Raw genomic sequence first — 21,505 nt, 5'->3', positions numbered from 1 at the left:
ATCGTGCCGCTTCGTGAGGACGGATCGGCATGACCATCGCAACGGTAGGCGTCGTCGGGCTCGGCAACATGGGTCTGGGCATGGCCGCGACCCTGGCCCGCAAGGGCTTCGCGGTCCTGGGCTACGACCTCAGTCCGGCCCGGCGCCCCGCCGCCGAGGCGGCCGGCGTCACCGTCCTCGACGCCCTCAACGACGTGCTCGGCCGGGCCGACGCCCTGGTGTTCTCGCTGCCGCTGGCGCGGGACGTGGAGGCGGTGGTCACCGCGGAGGGCGGGCTCCTGTCCCGGACCGACCGGAAGGTGGTGGTGATCGACACATCGACCTCGGATCCCGGCACGACCCGGCGCCTCGCCGAGCGCCTCGCCGTGGCCGGTCACGCGCTCCTCGACGCCCCGGTGAGCGGCGGCCCGTCCGGCGCCGCCGAGGGCACCCTGACCATGATGATCGGCGGCGCCGAGGCGGATTACGAGCTGGCCCGGCCGGTCCTGGAGGCGATGTCGGCCCGCGCGCCGCATGTCGGGCCGTCGGGCGCCGGCAACATCGTCAAGCTCGTCAACAACCTGCTGGTGGCGGCCCATCTCGTGACCACCGGCGAGGCCCTGCGCCTCTCCGAGGCGGCGGGCCTCTCGGCCGAGGAGGCCGTCAAGGTCGTCAACACCGCGACCGGCCGCAGCGCGATCAGCGAGGTCATGGTCCCGCGCTGGGTCCAGTCCGGCACCTTCGACAGCGGCTTCTCGGCCGGCCTGATGCGCAAGGACGTGCGCCTCGCCCTCGAACTCGCCGCCGAATGCGGGATCGACCTGCCGCTCTCCGCCGAGGTGAAGCGGATCTGGCAGGCGACGCAACCCGCCATCCCCGACACGGCCGACTTCACCCGCATGGCCGATTACCGCGATCCCAAGGGAGCCCACTGATGTCCGGCACGCCGCACTCGCCCGCCGCCGACCGGGTCGCCGCCCTCCTGGCCGACCTGCTGCCGGGCGGCCGCATCGGCAGCGTCGTGGCCGGCGAGATCTTCGCCGGGACCGGCGCCGCCCTCGATCTCACCAACCCCGCCGACGGCGGCGTGCTCGCGACCTTCGCCGATGCCGGCCCGTCGGTCGTCGAGGCCGCCATGGCGGCGGCAAGCGACGCCCAGCGCGCGTGGTGGGGGATGAGCGCCGCCGCCCGCGGCCGCGCGCTCTGGGCGGTCGCCGCGCTGGTCCGGCAGCACGCCGGCGCGCTCGCCGAGCTGGAGACCCTCTCGGCCGGCAAGCCGATCCGCGACACCCGCGGCGAGGTCGCCAAGGTCGCCGAGATGTTCGAGTACTACGCCGGCTGGTGCGACAAGCTGCACGGCGACGTCATCCCGGTCCCGACCTCGCACCTGAATTACACCCGCCACGAGCCCTTCGGCACCGTGGTGCAGATCACCCCCTGGAACGCGCCGATCTTCACCGCGGGCTGGCAGATCGCGCCGGCGATCTGCGCCGGCAACGCCGTGGTGCTGAAACCCTCCGAGCTGACGCCCCTGACCTCGCTGGCGCTGGGCCTGCTCTGCGACCGCGCCGAGGGGATCCCGCGCGGCCTCGTCTCGGTGCTGGCCGGCGCCGGCCCGACCACCGGCGCCGCCGCGGTCGCCCATCCCGAGACGCGGCTCGTCGTGTTCGTCGGCTCGGCCGAGGCGGGCGCGCAGATCGCCGCCGCGGCGGCCCGCGCCATCGTGCCGAGCGTGCTGGAGCTCGGCGGCAAGTCGGCCAACATCGTGTTCGCCGACGCCGACCTCGACCGGGCGCTGATCGGCGCGCAGGCCGCGATCTTCGGCGGCGCCGGCCAGAGCTGCGTGGCGGGCTCCCGGCTCCTCGTGCACCGCCCGATCCACGCGTCCTTCGTCGAGCGCCTGTCCCGCGCCGCCGCGCGCATCCCCGTGGGCGCGCCGACCGACCCGGAGACGCAGATCGGCCCGATCAACAACCGGCGCCAGCGGGACAAGATCGCCGACATGGTCGAGGCCGCCGCGGGGGCGGGCGCCACGATCGCGACCGGCGGGGCCTGCCCCGCCGCTTTACGCGACACGGGCGGTTTCTACTACGGCCCGACCATCGTGGACGGCGTCGCGCCGGACGCGGCGATCGCCCGGGAGGAGGTGTTCGGCCCGGTCCTGGCGGTCCTGCCGTTCGACGGCGAGGACGAGGCGATCGCGCTGGCCAACGGCACGCCCTACGGCCTCGCCGGCGCGGTCTGGACCGGCGACGGCGGGCGCGGCCACCGGGTCGCGGCGGCGCTTCGGGCCGGCACCGTCTGGGTGAACGGCTACAAGACCATCAACGTGGCCTCGCCGTTCGGGGGCTTCGGCCGCTCGGGTTTCGGCCGCTCCTCCGGCCGCGAGGCGCTGATGGCCTACACCCAGACCAAGAGCGTCTGGGTCGAGACCGCCGCCGCGCCGGCCGTGACCTTCGGCTACGTGGGCTAGAGCTGTGCCCGATCGCGTCGCGACAGACTGAGCAGCGAGCGACGCGGGTTCCGACAGCGCGACGGTCCCCCCTTTCCCGCACGCGAGAGGGGATCCGCGCTCCATCCGGCTCGGGCACGCCTCGCGGCGGCGTCCGCGCAGCGATCTAACGCCAAGCCGGCGATCAAGACCGGCAGGCGGAGCAAGGGGCAGCCCCGAGGGGGGCCAAGGAGGATGACGATGGCGGGGGAACTGTTTGCGACGAACACGCGGCCGGTCGCGCCGCCGGTCTCGGGCGGGGGTAAGCTGACGCTGTTCCTGCTCGCCCTCGTCATCGTTGTCATCGCGGAGGCGATCGGCAACGTCAGCATCCCGGTGGGCGCCGGCAAGATCGTGCTGCTCCCGCTGCTCTGGGCCCTGCTGCTGGGCGGCGCGCTGGGGCTGATGAGCCCGCGCCTGCCCGCGCCGCTGCGGCTGTCGGGCGCCCTGCAGAACGCGGCCGGCGCCTACCTGCAGCCGGCGCTCCTGATCTTCATCGCCAAGCTCGGCCTGCTCGTCGGCGGGTCGCTGCCGAAGATCCTCGCCTCGGGCTGGGCCCTGGCCTTCCAGGAATTCGGCCACTTCTTCGGCACGATGGTGTTCGGCCTGCCGGTGGCGCTCCTGCTCGGCATCAAGCGCGAGGCGATCGGCGCGACCTTCTCGGTCGGCCGCGAGCCCAGCCTCGCCATCATCGGCGAGCGCTACGGCATGGACTCGCCGGAGGGGCGCGGCGTGCTGGCCGAGTACCTGACCGGCACGGTGTTCGGCGCGGTGTTCATCGCCCTGCTGGCCGGGTTGATCACCAGCCTCGGCATCTTCAACCCGCTGGCGCTGGCGATGGGGGCCGGGGTCGGCTCCGGCAGCATGATGGCCGCGGCCTCGGGGGCGATCGCGGCCCAGCAGACGCCCGAGGTCGCCAAGGACGTCGCCACCTTCGCGGCCGCCAGCAACCTCGTGACCACCACGATCGGCACGTACTTCACCCTGTTCCTGTCGCTGCCCTTCACGATCTGGGCCTACGGCAAGCTGGAGCCGATCCTCGGCCGCAACCGGCCGGACGCCGCCCGCCCGGCGGCCGCCGACCCGCAGGCGCCGGCCCATCAGCCGGCCCACGGGGAGGTGCGGATCGGTCTCGGCGAGACCGTGCTCGCCTGGATTCTGATCGGCGCCTACGGGCTCATCGGCAACTGGCTGACCTACGGTATCGTCCCCCACGCGAGCGTCGTGGCCGGGATGGCAATCATCATCGGCACCGTGCTCGCCGGCTGGAGCCTCTACCTGCTCCTCGGCCGGCGCCTGCCCGCCGTCCTCTGGGTGTCGATCATCGGCATGGCGCTGACCTATCCCGGGACGCCCTACGCCGCCGAGATCGCCGCCCTGACCGGCAAGCTCAACTTCCTGGCGCTCGCCACGCCGATCCTGACCTTCGCGGGGCTCTCGGTCGCCAAGGACGTGCCCGCCTTCCGCCGCCTCGGCTGGCGGATCGTCGTGGTCTCGTTCATGGCCAATGCCGGGACCTTCCTCGGCGCGGCCCTCATCGCGCAGTTCTTCATGCACCCGCCGCTGGGGTGAACCGCCGCGCCGATCGGCGTAGGGTCCGGGCGGGGGATCGAGGCGCTTCGGCAGCCTCCCGTATCTGAGAGAGATCGCATGCGCATCGAGGCGGAGACCGTGGAGCGGATGGTCGCGTGGCGGCGCGACCTGCACGCCCATCCCGAGCTGGCCTTCCAGGAGGTCCGCACGGCGGATCTCGTCGCCCGGGAACTGGCCGCCTGCGGCCTGTCGGTGAAGACCGGGCTCGGGCGCACCGGCGTGGTCGGGACCCTGAGCCGGGGCGACGGCCCGACCATCGGCCTGCGCGCCGACATGGACGCCCTGCCGATCCAGGAGGCGACGGGCGCTGCTCACGCCTCCCGGACGCCCGGCGTGATGCATGCCTGCGGCCATGACGGCCACGTGGCGATGCTGCTCGGCGCGGCCCGGCACCTCGCGTCGCGCACCGACCTGTCCGGGACGGTCCACTTCATCTTCCAGCCGGCGGAAGAGTGCGAGGGCGGCGGGCGCGCCATGGTCGAGGACGGCCTGTTCCGGCTGTTCCCGTGCGATTCCGTCTACGGCCTGCACAACTGGCCGGGTTTGCCGCTGGGGACCTTCGCGACCCGGGTCGGCGCCATCATGGCCTCCCTCGACACGTTCGAGATCGCGGTCGCCGGCTTCGGCACCCACGCGGCCATGCCGGAGCGCGGCACCGACACGCTGGTGGTCGCCTCCGAGATCGTCCTGGCCCTGCAGACCATCGTGAGCCGCCGGATCGCCCCCACGGACCCGGTCGTGCTCAGCGTCACGCAGATCCACGGCGGCGACGCCTACAACGTCATCCCCGAGCGCGCGGTCATCCGCGGCACGGTCCGCTGCCTGGACGAGGCCGTGCGCAAGCGCGTGGCCGAACTCGTCGAGGCGATCGCGGGCGGGACAGCCGCCACGCACGGCGCCCGCGCGCAGGTGGACTACCGGTTCGGATACCCCGCCACTGTCAACACCGCCGACGCCGTCGGCGCCGCCCTGGAGGCGGCCGGGGCCGTCCCGGACATCACCGCGCGCCGGGGCGAGGTCGGACCCTCCATGGCGTCGGAGGATTTCGCCTACATGCTGGAGGCCTGCCCCGGCGCCTACGCGTGGATCGGGACCGACGGGACGCGCAAGAGCCTGCCGCTCCACAATCCGGGCTACGACTTCAACGACGAGGCCCTGCCGGTCGGCGCCGCCTACTGGGCCGCGCTGGGGGCGCACAGCCTCAGGCCGTGACGCGGCGCGCACCCTGGGAGATCGCCCGCGCCGGAGGCGCGGGCGATCCCGATGGCGGGCGTCAGGCCGCCATCGGCCCGTAGCGCCGGTGACCCTTCACGTCGAAGCGGTCGAGCATCATGACCTTGTCCCAGGCCTTGACGAAGTCCGCCACGAAGCGCCGCTGGCCGTCGCTGCCCGCGTAGGCGTCGGCGATGGACCGGAGCTGCGCGTTCGACCCGAAGACGAGGTCGCTGCGGGTCGCCTCGAACTTCGTCTGCCCGCTCGCGCGGTCCTTGAGCGCGAAGGTCATCCCCTCCGCATCCGCCTTCTCCCAGACCAGATCGACGTCGGTCAGGTTGCGGAAGAAGTCGGTCGTCAGCGCCCCGACCCGGTCGGTCAGGACGCCCCGGCTCGACCCGTCGTGGTTGGCGTTGAGCGCGCGCAGGCCGCCGGTCAGGACGGTCCATTCCGGGGCCGTCAGCGTCAGCAGGTTCGCCTTGTCGAGGAACATCTCCTCCGGCGAGACGCTGCGCGTCATCTGCCCGAAGCCGTCGTCGACGTAGTTGCGGAACCCGTCCACCACCGGCTTCAGCCACTCGAACATCTCGAGGTCGGTGAGCGCCTGGGTCGTGTCCACCCGGCCCGGCGTGAACGGGACCGGCGTCTCGACCCCGGCATCGCGGGCCGCCTTCTCCACGGCGACGCAGCCGCCCAGCACGATCAGGTCCGCCAGCGAGATCTTCTTGCCGTCGCTGCGGCCGCCGTTGAAGGTCGCCATCACGCCGCGCAGGGCCTCGACCACGGGCGCGGCCCGCCGGTTGACGGCCCAGTCCTTCTGCGGCGCGAGGGCGAGGCGGCCGCCGTTGGCCCCGCCGCGCTTGTCGCTGTCGCGGTAGGTCGAGGCCGCCGAGAAGGCCGTGAAGGCGAGATCCGAGACCGACAGGCCCGTGCCGGAGATCGCCTGCTTCAGCGCGGCGATCTCCGCCTCGCCGACGAGGTCGTAGTCCCGCTCGGGCAGCGGGTCCTGCCACAGGAGCCCGTCCTCGATCACGACCTCCGGGCCGAGGTAGCGGTGCTTCGGACCCATGTCGCGGTGGGTGAGCTTGTACCACGCCTTGGAGAAAGCCTGGGTGAAGGCGTCGAAGTCGTTGAGGAACTTCTCGCAGACCTTGCGGTAGTCGGGATCGACCTTCAGGGCGATGTCGGACGTCATCATCATCAGCGGGTGCATCTGGCCGGAGACGTGGGCGTCCGGCGTCTTCGGCGCGGCGGGATCCTTCGGCGTCCACTGCAGGGCGCCCGCCGGGCTCTTGGTCTGCTCCCACTCGAACTTGAAGAGGTTCTCCAGGTAGGCGTTGTCCCACTGCGTCGGATCCGGGGTCCAGCTGCCCTCGATGCCGTTGGTCATCGTGTCCTTGCCGGAGCCGGTGCCCTTCGGGTTGTGCCAGCCCAGCCCCATCGCCTCCATCGGCGCCATCTCGGGCGGCGGCCCGATCTCCTTGGCCGGCACCATGCCGTGGCTCTTGCCGAAGGCGTGGCCGCCCGCGATCAGCGCCACGGTCTCCTCGTCGTTCATCGCCATGCGGGTGAAGGTAATCCGGATGTCGCGCGCGGAGGCCAGCGGATCGCCGCTGGCGTAGGGGCCCTCCGGGTTCACGTAGATCAGCGCCTGGTGCGAGGCGGCCAGCGGGTTCTCGAGGTCGTAGTCGGCGTCGCCGTTCTTGCCCCGCCAGCGCTTGTCGCGGTTGACCATGTCGTCGAAGCTCGAGACCGAGCCCATCTCGACGACCTCCGGTCCCCAGTAGGTCGCGTCGTCCGCCTCCCAGGCGTCGAGGCGGCCGGCGGCGAAGCCGTAGGTCGGCAGGCCCATGATCTCGAGGGCGCAGTTGCCGGTGAGCACCATGAGGTCGGCCCACGACAGGGCGTTGCCGTACTTGTGCTTGATCGGCTGCAGGAGGCGCCGCGACTTGTCGGTGTTGCCGTTGTCCCACCAGCTCGAGATCGGGGCGAAGCGCTGCATGCCGGTGCCGGCGCCGCCGCGCCCGTCCGCGATCCGGTAGGTGCCGGCCGAGTGCCAGGCCATGCGGATCATCTGCGGGCCGTAATTGCCGTAGTCGGACGGCCACCACTCCACCGACGAGGTCAGGAACTGCTTGATGTCGCGCTTGAGCGCGTCGAAGTCGATCTTGGCGAACTCGGCCGCGTAGTCGAAATCCGGGCCCAGGGGATCGGCCGCCAGCCCGTTCTGGTGGAGCACTTCCACCCGCAGGCGGTGGGGATACCAGTTCTCCAGTGTCGGCCGGTTGCCGTGGGCGCCGCCGATCCGGTCGCCGCCGAACGGACACTGGCCTGCCATGTGAAACGACGTCGTGTCCGTCTTGTCGATCGTCTCGCTCATCGGGTGGTCCCCCTTGGTGTTGCGCGACGGCCGGGCGCGCGGGGCCCGGACGTCGAAGGCGGTGGGCGGTGCAGGCGGTCCGAACCCTCAGGCGATTCCCGTCGCGCTCGAGACTCGTGACGAAATGAGGCGGTCTCCGGCTGGATCAAGCGCGGAGCGTCGAAGTCTTGCCGGGCTTGCGGTGGAGGCTCCCGCAGAGACCGCGATGACGTTGTCGCGATCTGCCCTGTCGCCGCCGTCGCGGAGAGCCGGCATCGACTCGACGTCGACAACGGCCCGCGCCCGGGCATTGCCCTTCGTCTTGGAGCTGTGGGCCGACCGTCATGATGGTCGTCTCGCGGGGGGAGGTCCTGTCCCCGCGCGGACCGATCGAAACGGCCGGCGCCGGTCGACGTCGGTCAGGGCGTGGATCGCGTCCCGGCCGGCGGGGCGCTGATTGATCCGCTCTCGGAGCCGGTGACGACCTTGCGGGCGGCGGCCTGACTCTGGCTGGCGTAGTCGGGCGGCGCGGTCTCACCGTGCCAGATCATCAGGCCGGCCAGGGCGGCGACCATCAACCCCACACTCACGAGGAGCACGATCAGAACCGGCCTGCCGCGCCGACCCTGACGGGTCTCTCGAGACGTACGATATTCGACCATCCGCGCCTCGCTGGACCAAGATCCCGGGAAATCCCGGCGGAAACCCGCGGCCCGGCGAATGGGTCCTGTACTGCGACGCTGTGGACCACGGGATCAGCGCGCGCCGGCACCGCTCCGTCGCCCATTGGCGCCTGCCGGCGATAGTCATACAGTCATACACATGACCGTCGTGACCGCACCTCAGCCCGATCTCCGCTTGCCGCTCTACCAGCGCCTGCGGGACGAGATCGCCTTCCAGATCGCCCGCAACGTCTGGCGGTCGGGCGAACCGATCCCCACGGAGGCGGAACTGGCGGCGACCCACCGCGTCGCCATCGGCACCGTGCGCAAGGCGATCGACGTCCTCGTCGCCGACGGCCTCGTCGAGCGGCAGCAGGGCCGCGGCACCTTCGTTCGGCGGCCGCGCTTCGACCGGTCCCTGTTCCGGTTCTTCCGGCATCTCGGCCCGGACGGCACCCAGGCGGTGCCGGAGGGCCGGATCCTGTCGCGCGAGGCCTGTCCGGCCCCCGCGACCGTCCGCGAGGCCCTCGGCCTGGACGCGCGCGGCGACGCGATCCGGCTGATCCGGACACGCCACCTCCAGGGCCGCCCGATCCTGTCCGAGACGATCTGGCTGCCGGCCGCGCGGTTCGCGCCGCTCCTCGAAGCCCCGCTGACGCAGATCGGCGACCTCCTCTACCCCGCCTACGAGCGTCTCTGCGGCGAGATCGTCGCCCGCGCCGAGGAGACCCTGACCGTCGGCATCGCCGACGCGACCGACGCGGGGCGCCTCGCGATCGCCGACGGGGATCCGGTCGTCGTCATCGAGCGCCTCGCCTTCGGCTTCGATGCGCGCCCGATCGAGTGGCGGGTGACGCGCGGCGCTGCCCGGGACTTCCGGTATCACGTCGACATCCGCTGAAAGGCGGGCGCCTTGACGTGCCGACCCTCGCGTGCTCATCTATTCATATAAATGACTAGTCCTCTTCGGAGGACGGAGGAAAGCCCGTGTTCCGCTGGTACCGAGAGGTCGGTCCGGCCGAGCGTCGCACCTTCTGGGCCTGTCTGGGCGGGTGGTCGCTCGACGCCCTGGACGTGCAGATGTTCAGCCTCGCCATTCCCGCGCTGGTCGCGAGCTTCGGCCTGAGCCGCTCGGAGGCCGGCCTGATCGGCGCGGTCACGCTCGTGGCGGCGGCGATCGGCGGCTGGCTCGGCGGCCTCGCGGCGGATCGGATCGGCCGCGTCCGGGCCCTCCAGATCACGGTGCTGTGGTTCGCGGTCGCGACCTTCCTGGCGGCCTTCGCGCAGAGCTTCACGCAACTGCTGACCCTGAAGGCGCTGCAGGGGATCGGCTTCGGCGCCGAGTGGGCGGCCGGCGCCGCGCTCATGGCGGAGGCGATCCGGCCCGAGCACCGCGGCCGGGCGCTGGGCGCCGTCCAGGGCGGCTGGGCGCTCGGCTGGGGCGCGGCCGTGCTCCTGTCCACGGCGGCGTTCTCGGTGCTGGATCAGGAGACGGCCTGGCGAGCCCTGTTCGCCTGCGGCCTCGCGCCGGCACTCCTCCTGCTCTACCTCCGCCGCTCCGTCCCGGAACCCGCGCGGCTGGTCGGAAGGACGGCCGGGCCGCCGGCCGGATCGCTCGCGATCTTCGCGCCCGGCCTGCGCCGGATCACGGTGCTCGCGACGCTGCTCGGCCTCGGCGCCCACGGGGGCTTCCACGCCCTGTTCACGTGGCTGCCCACCTACCTGAGCGTCGAGCGCGGCGCCTCGGTCCTCGGGACCGGGCTCTACCTCGCCATCATCATCGCGGCCTTCGGTCTGGGATGCCTCGTCGCCGGCGGCCTCGTGGACCGGCTCGGCCGCCGCCGGACCGTGGCGCTCTACGCCGCCGGCTGCATGGCCCTGGTCGTCCTGTACCTGCTGCTGCCGGTCGGCGGCACGGGCCTGCTCCTCCTCGGGGCGCCCCTCGGCTTCTGCACGGCCGGCATCCCCGCGAGTCTCGCGGCGCTGTTCAGCGAGCTCTTCCCGGACGGGCTGCGCGGGACCGGGATGGGCTTCTGCTACAACGCCGGCCGCCTCGCCTCCGGCCTGCTGCCCCTCGGCGTCGGCCTGCTCAGCGAGATCTGCGGCCTCGGCCCGGCGATCGGCCTGTCGGCCCTCGGTGCCTACGGGCTCGTCCTCCTCGCCGTCGCGCTCCTGCCGGATCGGCAGCCCGGTGGCGCGCTGATCCCCCAGACCGTGAGATGATCCGATGAACCGGCGCCTCTTCTGCCGCACCCTGCTCGCGGGCGGCGTCACGCTCGCGCTTCCCGCCCGCGGCCGCGCGGCCGGGACCGCCGTTGCCGCCCACGACGGCGTCGCTGCGGTGGACACCCACGCCCACGTCTTCACCCGGGCCCTCACCCTCACGGGCGACCGGCGCTACGCCCCTGACTACGACGCGAGCATCGCCGATTACCGTGCCATGCTGGACCGGAACGGCATGGCCCGCGGCGTGTTGATCCAGCCGAGCTTCCTCGGCACCGACAACGGCTACATGGTCTCGGCCCTGCGCTCCGCGCCGGAGCGGCTGCGCGGCATCGCCGTGCTGGCCCCGGAGGCCGAGACCGCGACCCTGCGCGACCTCGCCGGGCAGGGCGTCGTCGGCCTGCGCCTCAACCTGATCGGCCGGCCGGACCCGGATTTCGCCGGCCCGGTCTGGCGCGCCCACCTCGCGCGCGTCGCGGATCTCGGCTGGCAGATCGAGGTCCAGGCCGAGGCGCGGCGCCTCGCGCGGCTGCTGCCGCCGCTGGTCGCGGCGGGCGTCCCCGTGGTGGTCGATCATTTCGGCCGGATCGACCCCGCCCTCGGCATCGCCGATCCGGGCTTCGCCGACCTGCTCGGCTTCGGCCGCGGCGGCCGCGTCTGGGTCAAGCTCTCGGGCGCCTACCGCATCGGCAGCGGCGAGGCCGGCCGGCAGACGGCGGTGCAGGCCGCCGAGCGCCTGCGCGGCGCCTTCGGGGCGCGGCGCCTGCTCTGGGGCAGCGACTGGCCGCACACGCAGTTCGAGACCCAGGCCAGCCCCGCCGAGGCCCGGCGCGATCTCGACGCCTGGGTGCCGGACCCGGCCGAGCGCCGGATCGTCCTGGCCGAGACGCCCGCCGAACTCTTCCGCTTCGACCGCTAGGCCGAGGCGGCCCCGCCCGAATTCCAGCGAGGACAGGACCATGGCAACACCGACCACGCCACACGCGGCGGACGCGGCCGCCTTCGAGAGCCGAACGATGCGGAAGGTCGGCCTGCGCCTGATCCCCTTCCTCGTGCTCTGCTACTTCATCGCCTACGTCGACCGGGTGAATGTCGGCTTCGCGGCGCTGACCATGAACCACGATCTCGGCCTCTCCGCCGCGGCCTTCGGCCTGGGCGGCGGCCTGTTCTTCGTGGCCTACGTCCTGTTCGAGGTGCCGAGCAACCTCGCCATGGAGCGCGTCGGCGCGCGGATCTGGATCGCGCGGATCATGATCACCTGGGGGCTCGTCGGCATCGGCTCGGCCTTCGTCACCGGTCCGCTGAGCTTCGCCACCGCCCGCTTCCTGCTCGGCGCGGCCGAGGCCGGGTTCTTCCCCGGCGTGATCCTGTACCTGACCTACTGGTTCCCCAAGGCCTACCGGGCGCGGATCGTGGCGATGTTCATGGTCGCGATCCCGCTCTCCAGCTTCTTCGGCTCGCCGCTCTCGGCGGCGCTGCTCACCCTCGACGGCGCCGCGTCCCTGCGCGGCTGGCAGTGGCTGCTGATCATGGAGGCGGTCCCGGCCGTCCTGCTCGGCGTCGCCGCCCTCGTGCTGCTGCCGAGCCGGCCGGCCGAGGCGACCTTCCTGAGCCCGGCGGAGCGCGACTGGCTGACGGACCGGCTGGAGACCGAGCGGCGCGCCGCAGAGGCGAGCGCCGGGCACCACGCCCACGGCCTCGCGGCGGTCTGGGCGGTGCTCGCGAGCCGGCAGGTCTGGCTGCTCGCCGTGATCTACGCGGGCAGCTCGGCCACCAGCAACACGCTGTCGCTGTGGATGCCGCAGATCCTCAAAGGGTTCGGCCTCAGCAACCTGCAGACCGGCCTGCTGAACATGATCCCGTTCGGCATCGCCTCGGTCTTCATGATCGTCTGGGGCCTGCGGGCGGACCGCAGCGGCGAGCGGATCTGGAGCACGGCCCTGCCGCTGGCGCTGACCTCGGTGAGCTTTGCCCTGACGCTCCTGACGGGCTCGCTCTGGATGACGCTGGTCCTGCTCTCGCTGGTTCTGCTCGGCAACTACGCGATCAAGGGCCCGTTCTTCGCCCTCGCCACGGAGACGCTGCCGCCGGCCCAGACGGCCGCCGGCATCGCGGCGATCAACACCCTGGCGCATCTCGGAACCGGGGCGATCACCTCGCTGATCGGCGTGCTGCGCGAGCAGACCGGCAGCTTCCCCGTCGCCCTGCTGCCGCTCTGCGCGCTCACCGGCGTCGGCTGCGCCCTGGTCTTCTGGATCGGCCGGCATCAGCCGCGGGCGGCGACCGTCGGGGCGACCCCGTCGATCGCCCGCGGCTGAGGCGGCGGCCCGTCAGGTCGGCTGGCCGAGGATCCCCAGGATCTCCCGGCGCAGCCGCACGATCTCGGCATTGTCGCGGTGGCGCGGATAGGGCGCCGCGACGGGCAGCTCGGCCCGGATCGCGGCCGGGCGGTCCGAGAGCACGATCACGCGCTCGGCCAGCACCAGCGCCTCCTCGACGTCGTGGGTGACGAGGAGCGCGGTGAAGCGCTTCTCCTGCCAGAGCCGCAGGATCTCGGCCTGCATGGCCAGACGCGTCAGGGCGTCGAGCTTGCCCAGCGGCTCGTCGAGGAGCAGCAGGCGCGGCGCGTTGACGAGCGCCCGGGCGAGGGCCGCCCGCTGCGCCATGCCGCCGGAGAGCTGGTGCGGGTAGACGTCGGCGAAGCCCGTGAGGCCGACGAGCCCCAGCGCCTGGTCGACGAGGGCCGCCCGCGACCGCCCGACGCCGCGGGCCTCCAGCCCCAGGGCGACGTTGCCGCGCACGGTGCGCCACGGATAGAGCGTCGGGTCCTGGAAGACGAGGAGCCGGGACGGGTCCGGGCCCTCCACCAGGTCGCCGTCGACCCGGATCGCGCCCTGGTCGGGCGGCTCCAGGCCGGCGACGAGCCGCAGCAGGGTGGACTTGCCGCAGCCCGAGGGGCCGAGCAGGGCCACGAAGCCGCCGGGCTCCACGTCGAGGCTCACCCGGTCGAGGACCGGCAGGGGCGCGCCGCGGATCGCGAAGGCGTGGCTGACGGACTCGACCGCCAGGCGGGCCCCGGCGCTCTGGGCGGCGGGGCGTTCGAGGGTCGCGGCGGCTACCATTGCACCAGCCCCTTCTGCCACGCGAGCAGGCGGTCGCGCAGGCGGAACAGCAGCGTGATCAGGGAGGAGCACATCAGCGCCATCACGATCAGCGCCGCGTACATGTTGGCGTAGGCGGCCCAGCCCTGCGCCCACTGGAGGTACCAGCCGAGGCCGGACTTCACGCCGAGCATCTCGGCCACGACCAGCACCGCGAAGGAGCCGCCGAGCCCCATGAACAGCCCGACGAAGACGTGCGGCAGCGCCGCCGGGATCGCCACACGCAGGATCAGGAAGCCGCCCGAGGCGCCGAGCGTCCGCGCCACGTCGAAATAGGCCTTGTTGACGCCCGCCACCCCCGACCAGGTCAGCACCGTGACCGGGAAGCCGGTCGCCAGCGCCACCAGGAAGGTGCTGGCCGACCACGAGGACGGGAAGACGAAGAAGGCGAGGGGCAGCCACGCCGTGGCCGGCAGCGGCCCGACGAAGCGCAGCACCGGATGGGCCCAGTAGCCCACCGCCCGGAAGGTGCCGATGGCGACGCCCAGGACGAAGCCGGTCGCCGCCCCGATGGCGTAGCCGCCGGAGAGCAGGATCAGGGAGTTGAGGATGCTGCCGCCGAGCTTCGGCCAGTCGTCGAGGAAGACCTCCAGGATCGCCTGGGGCGACGGGAAGAACGGCATCGGCAGCAGGGCGAACTTCGCGGTGACAACCTCCCAGACCAGCAGCGCCACCGCCAGCACCGTGAGCCAGGGGCTCCAGTACCGTAGCCGCGACCCGAGAGGGCCGAGGCGGGTCGCCACGGGCGCGAGCGTTAGGAGGGCGAGGCCGAGCGCCGCCGCGCCGGACCCGAGGGCCGCGGTCTCGGGCAGGTCGTCCGCCTCGGGCAGGCCGAGGGTCACGCCGGCCAGGGCGAGCCAGGCGCCGCCCGCGAGGACGATCCGCCAGGGCGGCCGCGGCAGCCTTCGGGACGGGGCGGCGGCCCGCGGGGCGACGCCGGCGGTGATGCTTCCGGACATGGCGCGCCTCAGCTCAGCACGTCGGCGTAGATCCGCTCGGCGAACTTCGCCGTGTCGGTGGACCGCCGCAGGACGTTCACCTGCTTCAGCTCGTCCCCGTAGAGCGCGAGCTGCTGCTTGAGATCGCCGCCGACCGGGCTGTCGCCGTGCTGCTGGCTGCGCAGCATCGCGGCGAGATCCGCGATCGAGCCCTTGCCGCCGTAGCCGGAGAAGGCCCGGGCCGCGGCCTCGGGATCCCGGTGGACGGCGTGGCCGCCCTCCAGGATCGCCCGGGTCAGCGCGGCCGCCACCGCGCGGTCGTTCCGGATCAGGCTGCCGCGGGCGGCCACGACGCAGCAGGTGCGGGTGGCGAACTCGCCCGACAGGTTGGTGGCGACCTCGGTGAAGCGCGGGTCCTTCAGCCAGATCCAGGTCCGCGGGTCGGAATCGGCCAGCGCCTGCGCCTCGCCCTTCTCCACCGCGAGGTTGAGCAGGTCGGCCGGGTACTGCCGCCACTCGACCCCGCTCTCCGGGTCGATCCCCGCCTTGGCGAGCAGCAGGCCGAAGAAGTTCTTGGCCGGGCTCGCCTGGTCGCTGATCGCGATCGTCTTGCCCTTCAGCCCGGCGATGTCGGCGATGCCGGAGGATTTGGCGCTGAGCAGCCGCAGGCAGCCGCCGTGCAGCCCCGCGGTGATCTTCACGTCGAAGCCCTGTTCCAGGGGCTTGAGCCAGCGCAGGGCCATGCCGATCCCGGCATCGGCCTTGCCCGTGGCGATCGCCTCCAGCAGGGCCTCGGTCGAGCCGCCGAAATTGACGAACTCCACGTCGAGGCCGTGCCGGGCAAAGATCCCCTGCTCCTTGGCGAGCGGCGCGGCCGCCGTGCAGATGGCCGTGGCGTTCCAGGCCAGCTTCACCGTCCGGAGCGGGCCCGCGGGCGCCTCCGCGGCGGCGGGTCGGCAGAGCGGGCCGGGGTCGAACGGCGTCCCCGGTCCGGGTGCCCAGGCGCGGCCGGTGCCCATGCCGAGGCCGAGCGGCAGGGCGGCGGCCGCGGCGCCGACCTGCAGCAGGCGCCGCCGGGAAGGCGATGGATCGGAGGAGGGGCTGCCCGGTCGGGAGGGCGCGTCGGTCATCTCGGGTCTCCGGGCCGCGCGACCGCGCGGCGGGAACGGCGCGCGTCACCGCACCGGTGGCGCGACCGGGCGGATCTGGCGTCCTCGTCTTCGGGAATGATCCGTCGAGGGATCAGGGTGCCGAGTATTCGATCGCTGCAGGACCGAGTCAACGAAAGCGTTTCCTCTATTTTCGCGCGATCGGGTAAGATCATTCACGGATCGGCGCCGTCGCACGGCGCTCAGGCGCCCCGGCTCATCGGCGAGGAGCGTCGCTCGTCTGTCTCTCGATGGCGGGATCCCGAACGACGACCGGGAGAACGATCGATTCCTGCCCCCGGGGGGGCGGAAACACGTTCTTCTTCACCGTCCGACGACGCGGCAACATCCTCCTTCCGATCCATGAATATTCGGAACGGCATTCCGTTGACGCGACCCGGGTCCGGGCGGACCATCGCGGCTCCCGGGATGGTGCCGCGCGGCCGCCCGCCGATCACGTCGCCGAACACCCCATGACTGTCGCCGTCCCGCCCCCCGACATCGTCCGCAGCCTCGCCGGACGGCTCGCCGCCCGCGCGGCCGACCACGACCGCGCGGGGACCTTCCCGCACGACTCCCTCGCGGCGCTCCGGGAGGCCGGGCTCCTGGCCGTCACCGTGCCGCGGCGTCTCGGCGGCGGCGGCGCGGGTCTCGCGCGGGCCGCCGCTCTGGTGCGCGCGCTCGGCGCCGCCGACCCGGCGACCGCCCTGGTCGTGGCGATGCAGTACCTCCAGCACGGGCTGATCCACCGGCCCGACACCCCGTGGCCGCGCGCGCTCGCCGACGCGGTCGGCGCGGCGGCGGTGGCGCGGGGGGCGCTGATCAACGCCCTGCGGGTCGAGCCCGAACTCGGGACGCCCTCGCGGGGCGGCCTGCCGGCCACGGTCGCCCGCCGCGACGGCGCGAGCTGGCGGATCTCCGGGCACAAGATCTACGCGACCGGGGCGCCGGGGCTCGCCTACGGCCTCGTCTTCGTCCGCACCGACGAGGCGGAGCCGCGCACCGGCACCGTCCTGGTGCCGTTCGACGCGCCGGGCATCCGCATCGCGGAGACCTGGGACCATCTCGGCCTGCGCGCTTCCGGCAGCCACGACGTCCACTTCACGGACGTGCCGATCCCCGGGGACCACGCCGTCGACCTGCGGCCGCCGGGCGGCTGGTCGGGGCCCGATCCCTGGCAGCAGGCCTGGAGCTGCACCCTGCTCGCCGCCCTCTACGACGGCGTGGCCCGGGCGGCGCAGGACTGGTTCACCGGCTTCCTGCGGGCGCGCCGGCCCGGCAGCCTCGGGGCGCCGCTGGCGAGCCTGCCGCGCTTCCACGAGGCGGTCGGCGAGAACGAGCGGCTGCTCGCCGTCAACGCGCGCCTCGTCGCCGGGCTCGCCGCCGAGGTCGATGCGGGACATCCTCCGCCGCCGCGCGAGTCCGGCTTCGTGAAGCTCACCGCCACGGAGAACGCCGTCGCGGCGGTCCAGCGCGCCGCGGAGCTGTCCGGCAACGCCGGCCTGTCCCGGGCGAACCCGCTGGAGCGGCACCTGCGCGACGTCCTGTGCGCGCGCATCCACTGGCCGCAAGGGGACGCCGTCCGCGCCGCCGCCGGCAGGGCCGCCCTCGGCGCCTGAACCCGCCCTCGACCCGGAGATCGCACCATGAGCCTGCTTCCCCCCGATGCCGTCGAGTTCATCGGCTTCGTCGCCCCCCGGCACACCTCCGAGATCCACCCGGCGGCGGGGCCGTCCATCGACCGCGACTACCTGAAGCTCCTGGCGCAGGCGCACGAATGGGGCGGGTTCGACCGGGTGCTGGTGGCCTTCCACGCGACCACGCCGGACGCCCTCCTGCTCGCCGGGCAGGTCGCCGCCGTGACCGAGCGGCTGGGACTGATGATCGCCCACCGCACCGGATTCACGGCGCCCACCGTGGCGGCGCGGCAATTCGCGACCCTCGACCAGCTCACCGGCGGCCGGGTCGCGATCCACGTGATCAGCGGCGGCGACGACCGGGAACTCGCCCAGGACGGCGACCACCTCACCAAGGACGCGCGCTACGCCCGCACCCGGGAGTTCCTCGACATCGTCCGGCAGAGCTGGACCGCCGCGGAGCCGTTCGACTACGCGGGCGATCACTACCGGGTGGAGCGCGGCTTCTCCGAGGTGAAGCCGGTCAACGCGATCCCGGTCTATTTCGGCGGCGCCTCGCCGGCGGCGCTGGCGGTGGCCGGCCGCCACGCCGACACCTACGCCCTCTGGGGCGAGACCCACGCGCAGGTCGCCGAGCTGATCGGCCGGGTGCGGGCGGCGGCCGCGGCCCACGGGCGGGCGCCGCGCTTCAGCCTGTCGGTCCGGCCGATCCTCGCCGAGACCGAGGCGCGGGCCTGGGAGCGCGCCGAGGACATCCTGGCCCGGACCCGGGCCGTCCGGGCCGCCAAGGGCCTCGGCCCGGCGGCGACGCCGCAGAACGAGGGCTCCCGGCGGCTCCTCGCGGCGGCGGCCGCGGGGCCGCGCCACGACAAGCGCCTGTTCACCGCCATCGCGGCCGAGACCGGGGCGGCGGGCAACTCGACCGCCCTGGTCGGCACCCCCGAGCAGGTCGCCGACGCCCTGCTCGACTATCACGACCTGGGCGTGCGGACCTTCCTGATCCGCGGCTTCGACCCGCTGGAGGACGCGCTCCAGTACGGCCGGGCGCTGCTGCCCGCCGTCCGCGCCGCCCTCGGGCGCCGCGGCGCCGCCGAGGCCGCCTGATGCGCGCCGTCATCCTCGCCCTGCTGGCGCTCCTGGTGGTCCGGCCGGCGCACGCGCAGGAGGTGCTGCGGGTCGGCGACCAGCGCGGCAACGCCCGCGCGCTGATGGAGGCGGCCGGCGTGCTCGATGGGCTGCCCTACCGGCTCGACTGGAGCGAGTTCCCGGCGGCCGCGCCCCTGCTCGAGGCGCTGAACGCCGGCGCGATCGACGCGGGCGGCGTCGGCGACGCGCCCTTCACCTTCGCGGCCGCCGCCGGGGTGCCGGTGAAGGCCTTCCTGGCCTTCCGCAACCGGCAGGACGGGCTGGCGATCCTGGTGCTCAAGGAATCGCCCCTCCGTACCGTGGCGGACCTGAAGGGCAAGCGCGTCGCGACGAACCGCGGCTCGATCGGCCATCAGGTGGTCCTGGCGGCGCTGGAGGAGGCGGGGCTGCCCGCCGACAGCGTGACCTTCAGCTTCCTGCCGCCGGCCGACGCCAAGATCGCGCTGGCTTCCGGGGCGGTCGACGCCTGGTCGACCTGGGAGCCCTACACCTCCACGGCGGAGCTCGCCGGCCTCGTCCGGGTGATCCGCGACGGTAACGGCATCACCCCGGGCCTGACCTTCGCGGTGGCGAGCGACGACGCGATCCGGACCAAGCGGGCGCTGCTCGCCGATTTCGGCGCGCGCCTCGCCCGCGCCCGGGCCTGGGCCCTGAAGGATCCGGCGCCCTACGCGTCCGTCTGGTCGAAGCTCATCGGCCTGCCGGAGGCGGTGCCGCTGCGCTGGTTCGGCCGCGCCGCCTACCGGGCCGTCCCGATCGACGCGTCCGTGATCGCCGACGAGCAGCGCAACATCGATCTCTACGTCCGCGCCGGGCTGATCCCGAAGGCCCGCGCGCCGCGGGCCGAGGCGATCCTCGACACGAGCGTCTCGCAAACCGCCGCCGCCGTGCAATGATGGCGCGGGAGGACCCGACATGCACGACCACGGCGACGACCACGGCCACAGCCACGATCATGGCCACGCCCACGATCACGCCCATGCTCACGCCCACGATCACGGGGCGTCCGAGCGCTGGAAGCACGACGGCGTTCGGGTGATCCCCGGCGACCGGCTCGACGCCAACACCGCGCAGACGCCCGGCATGTACCGGCAGGCCGCGATCAACGCCGCCCGGGTCGGCGCCCAGAAGATCTGGGCCGGCACGGTGGCGATCCAGCCCGACGCCAAGACCGGCGTGCACCACCACGGCGAACTGGAGAGCGTGATCTACGTGGTCTCGGGCCGCGCCCGGATGCGCTGGGGCGACAGGCTCGAATACGTCGCCGAGGCCGGGCCGGGCGACTTCATCTTCGTGCCGCCCTTCGTGCCGCACCAGGAGATCAACGCCTCGACCGACGAGCCGCTGCACTGCGTGCTGGTGCGCTCCGACAACGAGGCGGTGGTGGTCAACCTGCCCGACGTCGAGGCCGCAGAGGCGCCCGAGACGGTGTACTGGGTCGACCCGATCCACAAGCATCCGTGAGAGACTGGAGACGGCAGCGATGAGCCGGGACCGCCAGCTGCATCTCGGCGCCTTCATGCGCCCGGTCGGCATCCACACCGCGTGGTGGCGCTATCCGGGCGGCTATCCGGACGCGAACTTCAACTTCCAGCACCTGGCGCACTTCGCCCGGCGGCTGGAGGCCGCGAAGTTCGACGCGTTCTTCATGGCCGACCACCTCGCGGTGATGAACATGCCGGTGGCGGCGCTCCGCCGCTCGGCCACCGTGACGTCGTTCGACCCGCTGACCCTGCTGCCGGCGCTCGCCGTGCTCACCGATCGGATCGGCCTGATCGCCACCGCGTCGACAACCTACAACGAGCCCTACCACGTCGCCCGAAAGTTCGCCTCGCTCGACCATATCTCGAAGGGGCGGGCCGGCTGGAACCTCGTCACCTCCGGCAACCCGGACGAGGCCCTGAACTTCGGCCGCGACGCGCATCTGGAGCACGCCACCCGCTACGCCCGCGCCCGCGAGTTCTTCGACGTGGTGACCGGCCTGTGGGATTCCTTCGCCGACGACGCCTTCACGATGGATCCGGCGAGCGGCCTGTTCTTCGACCCGGCGAAGATGCGCGTCCTCGACCACCGCGGCGACTTCCTGAAGGTGAAGGGCCCGCTCAACGTCGCCCGGCCGGTGCAGGGCTGGCCGGTGATCGTCCAGGCCGGCGCCTCCGAGGCCGGCAAGCAGATCGCCGCCGAGACCGCCGAGATGGTGTTCGGCGCGGCCGCGACCGTGGAGGCGGCCCGGGCCTTCTACGCCGACGTGAAGGGCCGCATGCCGGCGGCGGGGCGCGACCCGGACCAGCTCAAGATCCTGCCCGGCTGCTTCATCGTATTGGGCGAGACGGAGGACGAGGCGCAGGCCAAGAAGGCGCGCCTCGACGACCTCGTCCATCGCGACAGCGGCCTCGCCAACCTCTCGGTCCGCCTCGGCGTCGACGCGTCGGGCTTCGCCCTCGACGCGCCGCTCCCGGAGCTCCCCGAGAGCAACGCCAGCAAGAGCGGGCAGGCCCAGATCGTCGACTACGCCCGGCGCACCGGCGCGACCGTGCGGGAACTCGCCCGCAAGGTCGGCGGCTACGGGGGCCTGCAGATGGTCGGCACGCCCGCGCAGGTGGCCGACCGGATGGAGGAGTGGCTGGAGACCCGCGCCTGCGACGGCTTCAACGTGATGTTCCCGTTCGTGCCCGAGGGTCTCGACGACGTGGTCGACCGGCTGGTGCCGGAGCTGCAGCGGCGCGGGCTGTTCCGCCGGGACTACGCCGGGACGACGCTGCGCGACCATCTCGGCCTCGCGCGGCCGGCCAACCGCTTCTTCCCGCCCGACGCCCCGGCTCGGCCAGGGGGCTGATCGACCCGCCGCGCGGGCCGGCGCAGGCCCGCGCCGTCGGGGTGCGTGATGGATCATGCGAACGGCGCGAACCTCCGGTCGTGTCGCGCGGTTATTCTCGGATCGTCGCGCGCCGATGGG

18 protein-coding genes are annotated in these 21,505 nt (G+C 73.2%); 13 read left to right on the top strand and 5 right to left on the bottom strand.

Translation table 11 applies throughout. From position 1 onward, the window contains the following. Positions 1–29: 29 nt before the first annotated feature. The 4 genes from BM419_RS22730 (at position 30) to BM419_RS22715 (ending at position 5,275) form a co-directional block, all read left to right on the top strand. Positions 30–914, top strand: a complete 885-nt coding sequence (locus tag BM419_RS22730) for an NAD(P)-dependent oxidoreductase (RefSeq protein ID WP_091927754.1) — start codon at positions 30–32, stop codon at positions 912–914. Then, positions 914–2,452, top strand: coding sequence for an aldehyde dehydrogenase family protein (locus tag BM419_RS22725; protein ID WP_091927753.1), 1,539 nt, complete (start codon positions 914–916; stop codon positions 2,450–2,452). The genes BM419_RS22730 and BM419_RS22725 overlap by 1 nt, the downstream gene beginning before the upstream one ends. 219 nt (positions 2,453–2,671) lie before the next feature. After that, entirely contained in the window at positions 2,672–4,042 is a 1,371-nt protein-coding gene (locus BM419_RS22720) for a DUF3100 domain-containing protein (protein ID WP_244540830.1), read from the top strand. 78 nt (positions 4,043–4,120) lie between these two features. Continuing rightward, positions 4,121–5,275, top strand: coding sequence for a M20 aminoacylase family protein (locus BM419_RS22715; RefSeq protein ID WP_091927751.1), 1,155 nt, complete (start codon positions 4,121–4,123; stop codon positions 5,273–5,275). Positions 5,276–5,336: 61 nt separating this feature from the next. Here BM419_RS22715 and katG read toward each other — a convergent pair whose 3' ends face one another. After that, positions 5,337–7,655 (bottom strand): catalase/peroxidase HPI, encoded by a 2,319-nt coding sequence (gene katG / locus BM419_RS22710; protein ID WP_091927750.1) that lies wholly within the window; start codon positions 7,653–7,655, stop codon positions 5,337–5,339. A gap of 398 nt (positions 7,656–8,053) precedes the next feature. Beyond that, complete coding sequence (locus BM419_RS22705) at positions 8,054–8,233, bottom strand: hypothetical protein (RefSeq protein ID WP_244540829.1); 180 nt, start codon at positions 8,231–8,233, stop codon at positions 8,054–8,056. A gap of 223 nt (positions 8,234–8,456) precedes the next feature. Between BM419_RS22705 and BM419_RS22700 the strand changes: the two genes are divergently transcribed. From BM419_RS22700 to BM419_RS22685, 4 genes are all read left to right on the top strand, one after another. Next, positions 8,457–9,197 carry a GntR family transcriptional regulator gene (locus BM419_RS22700; protein WP_091927748.1) on the top strand — a complete coding sequence of 247 codons (741 nt, stop codon included), beginning with the start codon at positions 8,457–8,459 and terminating at the stop codon, positions 9,195–9,197. 86 nt (positions 9,198–9,283) lie between these two features. Continuing rightward, the gene (locus BM419_RS22695) at positions 9,284–10,519 is read left to right on the top strand and encodes an MFS transporter (RefSeq protein WP_091927747.1); all 1,236 of its coding nucleotides are present in this window, start codon (positions 9,284–9,286) and stop codon (positions 10,517–10,519) included. 4 nt (positions 10,520–10,523) lie between these two features. Further along, positions 10,524–11,438: an amidohydrolase family protein gene (locus tag BM419_RS22690; protein WP_091927746.1), complete on the top strand. Its 915-nt coding sequence runs from the start codon at positions 10,524–10,526 to the stop codon at positions 11,436–11,438. Positions 11,439–11,478: 40 nt separating this feature from the next. After that, positions 11,479–12,837, top strand: coding sequence for an MFS transporter (locus BM419_RS22685; RefSeq protein ID WP_091927745.1), 1,359 nt, complete (start codon positions 11,479–11,481; stop codon positions 12,835–12,837). A gap of 12 nt (positions 12,838–12,849) precedes the next feature. On the opposite strand, the gene BM419_RS22680 is transcribed toward BM419_RS22685, so the two are convergent. Genes BM419_RS22680 through BM419_RS22670 form a run of 3 tightly spaced genes read right to left on the bottom strand, consistent with a single transcriptional unit; the run spans position 12,850 to position 15,748 of the window. Then, positions 12,850–13,641 (bottom strand): ABC transporter ATP-binding protein, encoded by a 792-nt coding sequence (locus BM419_RS22680; RefSeq protein WP_091927744.1) that lies wholly within the window; start codon positions 13,639–13,641, stop codon positions 12,850–12,852. Further along, on the bottom strand, positions 13,635–14,639 hold the full coding sequence (locus tag BM419_RS22675; protein WP_091927743.1) for an ABC transporter permease: 1,005 nt from the start codon (positions 14,637–14,639) through the stop codon (positions 13,635–13,637). Before BM419_RS22675 ends, BM419_RS22680 begins: the two co-directional genes overlap by 7 nt. An 8-nt stretch (positions 14,640–14,647) precedes the next feature. Continuing rightward, the gene (locus BM419_RS22670; RefSeq protein WP_091927742.1) at positions 14,648–15,748 is read right to left on the bottom strand and encodes an ABC transporter substrate-binding protein; all 1,101 of its coding nucleotides are present in this window, start codon (positions 15,746–15,748) and stop codon (positions 14,648–14,650) included. Positions 15,749–16,239: 491 nt separating this feature from the next. On the opposite strand from BM419_RS22670, the gene BM419_RS22665 reads away from it, so the two are divergent. Genes BM419_RS22665 through BM419_RS22645 form a run of 5 tightly spaced genes read left to right on the top strand, consistent with a single transcriptional unit; the run spans position 16,240 to position 21,385 of the window. Continuing rightward, complete coding sequence (locus BM419_RS22665; protein WP_091927741.1) at positions 16,240–17,385, top strand: acyl-CoA dehydrogenase family protein; 1,146 nt, start codon at positions 16,240–16,242, stop codon at positions 17,383–17,385. A gap of 27 nt (positions 17,386–17,412) precedes the next feature. Beyond that, positions 17,413–18,507: an LLM class flavin-dependent oxidoreductase gene (locus BM419_RS22660; RefSeq protein ID WP_020091043.1), complete on the top strand. Its 1,095-nt coding sequence runs from the start codon at positions 17,413–17,415 to the stop codon at positions 18,505–18,507. Then, a complete protein-coding gene (locus BM419_RS22655) occupies positions 18,507–19,445 on the top strand; it encodes an ABC transporter substrate-binding protein (RefSeq protein ID WP_091927740.1) in 939 nt (312 codons plus the stop codon). Before BM419_RS22660 ends, BM419_RS22655 begins: the two co-directional genes overlap by 1 nt. Positions 19,446–19,464: 19 nt before the next feature. Further along, complete coding sequence (locus tag BM419_RS22650) at positions 19,465–20,013, top strand: cupin domain-containing protein (RefSeq protein WP_056522807.1); 549 nt, start codon at positions 19,465–19,467, stop codon at positions 20,011–20,013. A gap of 19 nt (positions 20,014–20,032) precedes the next feature. After that, positions 20,033–21,385 carry an LLM class flavin-dependent oxidoreductase gene (locus BM419_RS22645; protein ID WP_091927739.1) on the top strand — a complete coding sequence of 451 codons (1,353 nt, stop codon included), beginning with the start codon at positions 20,033–20,035 and terminating at the stop codon, positions 21,383–21,385. Positions 21,386–21,505: the final 120 nt, after the last annotated feature.

Origin of the sequence: Methylobacterium sp. yr668 (assembly GCF_900116245.1) — a bacterium.
Lineage (GTDB): Bacteria > Pseudomonadota > Alphaproteobacteria > Rhizobiales > Beijerinckiaceae > Methylobacterium.
Note: the sequence above shows the minus strand (reverse complement) of the source record. Positions and strands in the feature narration are given on the sequence as shown.